General features: G+C 66.6%; 2 protein-coding genes. Both read right to left on the minus strand.

Going from position 1 to position 2,633, the window contains the following annotated elements; genetic code table 11:
* Nucleotides 1–18: 18 nt before the first annotated feature.
* Nucleotides 19–858 (minus strand): IS5 family transposase, encoded by an 840-nt coding sequence (locus IE269_RS42585; RefSeq protein WP_189828749.1) that lies wholly within the window; start codon nt 856–858, stop codon nt 19–21.
* Nucleotides 859–952: 94 nt separating this feature from the next.
* Nucleotides 953–2,296 carry an MFS transporter gene (locus tag IE269_RS42590; RefSeq protein WP_189828750.1) on the minus strand — a complete coding sequence of 448 codons (1,344 nt, stop codon included), beginning with the start codon at nt 2,294–2,296 and terminating at the stop codon, nt 953–955.
* Nucleotides 2,297–2,633 lie beyond the last annotated feature (337 nt).

A 2,633-nucleotide genomic window follows, 5' to 3' on the forward strand; every position in this document is an offset into this window, starting at 1 on the left:
AGAGGACGCGCGGATAGGTTACGGGCGGCGGGCAGGCCGCGTATCCCAGCGGAAGATCACCCACGCTTCGCGAATCAGGCGCCGGATGATGATGACTGCGCTGGCGAGTGCTACCCATGCGGCCTGCACCACCGAGCTGCGGTCAGTCACGATCGCCAGCGACTTGAACCCCCGCGTGTGCCAGGAGTTCGTCCGTTCGACAACCCACCGGCGGGTGTGGTTGATGGGCACAAACGCACCCTTTGGGGCGATCTGCCACCCGCAGCCCAGCTCGGTCAACAGGTCGCGGGTGACGCGCGAGTCGTAGCCGGAGTCCAGATGCACGGTGATCCCGTCGGGCAGATGGAACCCAAAGCGTCCCAGGGTTTCCAGGGTCGGTCGTAGCAGCGGCGAATCATGCCGGTTGGCGCTGGCGAGCACGCACCCGATCGGGAGCCCGGTGCCTTCTACCAGCAAGGACCTCTTGATCCCCGACTTTCCGCGGTCCACAGGCGAGGGACCGGTGTTCTCGCCACCGCTGGGGGCTTTCACGATGCACCCGTCCACGGCGAGGTCTTCCAGATCCAGGCCGATGGCCCGGTCATAGGCATCGAGCGCCGCCTGGTGCAGGGAGGTGAAGACTCCGGCGGCAATCCACTCGTCCCGGCGGGACCGCAGGGTGGTCGCGGAGACCCGATGGTCGGCGTGCTGTTGGTAGGTGCCGCCCAGCACGAGCCGGGCCAGGAGTTTGTCGAAGACGATCCTGTCTGGGACTCGGGGGCGATGGCACCCCAGCGGGTGGGTGATCTGGCGGCGCGGGAGCAGTGTGTGGAACTGGTCCCACAGGGGTTCGGTGATGAAGGAGGGCAGGACGGGCACGTGACCTTCTGCTGAGCGAATGACGATCGTGGGCCGTTCCCCAGGGCTGTGCCCGCCCGGCTTGAGGGCCGGACGGGCACAACCCTGTTCGAGGTCAGTTGATCGATTCCGCTGTTACAGCAGTGGGCACGGAGATCCGCCAGGTGACGAACCCGGCCACGGCGAGTCCGGCGAGGGCCAGGAAACTACTGGCGAGGAAGGAATCGGTGCCGTTCAAGGCGGGGGCGAACCCGATGCCGACGTACAGCGTGATCCCGGTGGAGCCGCCCAGCTGATCGGCTGCTCGCTGGACGCCGGAGGCGATGCCGGCGTCCTCTTCGGTCACGCCGGTGACCGCGATGTACTGCAGCCCGACGATCCCGAGCCCCATTCCGGCAGCGATGAACACCATGGCCGGAATCATCGCCAGCCCGGTAGCCCCGAAGTGCGAGACCAGGGCGATGGCTGCCATGGCCAGCGCGGTGCAGCAGATCCCGGCCAGGACACAGAGCCGAGCACCCCAGCGTTCGAGTACCCGGGGAACCAGCACCGAGGCCGCAATCAAAGACACCGCCAAGGGCAGCATCGTCACACCGGCCTGGAGCGGGCTGGCACCCAACCGGTCCTGAAGGTAGTACGTGAACAGCAGGAACGAGGTGGACAGTGCTGCGCTCACCAAGGCGGTGGCAAGGTTGGCCAGGACCCGGGGCCGGTTGCGGAAGAACCGCAGCGGCACGAGCGGATTGCGTGAGCGCCGCTCCACCCTGACGAACAGGGCTCCGGCCACCGCCGCGCCCGCCAAAGCCACCGGCGCAAGCCAGGACGCGGTGCTGTTCCCTTCACCTGCTTGGACGACTCCGAAGGTGAAGAGCAGCGGGGCCGCGATCAGCAGGAAAGAACCGGGAAGGTCCAACGGCGTCCTCCCAGCGGGCCGTTCACCCGGTACGAGAAGAATCGCTGCCAGGAGCACGACCAGGATGAACGGCACGGATACCAGGAAGATCCACCGCCAGCCGAGGAGTTCGGTGATAAACCCGGAGACCACGAACCCGAGGACAAGGCCGCAACTGGCGACGGCCGCCCACACGCTCAACGCCCGTGACCTGCGCGGACCTTCCGGGAACAGGAGAACGATCACCGACATCGCAGCAGGAAGCGCGATGGCCTCACCGGCCCCCTGCAGCAGCCGGGCCATTACCAGCAGGACAAAGGACGGCGCGAGTCCGGCCAGCAGGGAAGCGGCGCCGAAGACTGTGGTGCCGAGCAGAAGGACGCGGCGCCTGCCCAGCACGTCGCCCAGCCGCCCACCGAGCATCAACAGCCCGCCGCCAGTAATCGTGTAGCCGACCACCACCCAGGTCAGCGCATGACCGTCGACGCCGAAGCCCTCGCCGATCGAGGGCAGGGCGACAGTGACCACCGTTACGTCGACCGCGATGAAGAACTGCAGCATGGCCATGCAGCACAGCACCAGCCGTGCACGCACCGGGGAAGAGCCGTCCCGGCACGCAGAGAGAATGCCTGAAATCATCAAGTGCTCCGTTGCTCAGAAGAAGTTCCGAGCAGCACCAACGTGCCGCTTCGGTTCGACCACGAAGCGACGACACGTTCTACAGAAGTTGAGAGAGACGCCCCGCCGCTAGCGGAGCGTCCTCGTCACTGCGGCACAAGCCGCGCACGAAGAAGCAGACATGGCGCCGATGCTACCGGAGCCGACGACAGAGTGATCCTCGGTTTTCCATCGCTCCGCCACGGTGTCGCGCTGCCCAAGCACCACACCTATCCGCGCGACCTCT

Origin of the sequence: Streptomyces spiroverticillatus (assembly GCA_014650415.1) — a bacterium.
In the GTDB taxonomy this organism is placed as follows: domain Bacteria; phylum Actinomycetota; class Actinomycetes; order Streptomycetales; family Streptomycetaceae; genus Streptomyces; species Streptomyces spiroverticillatus.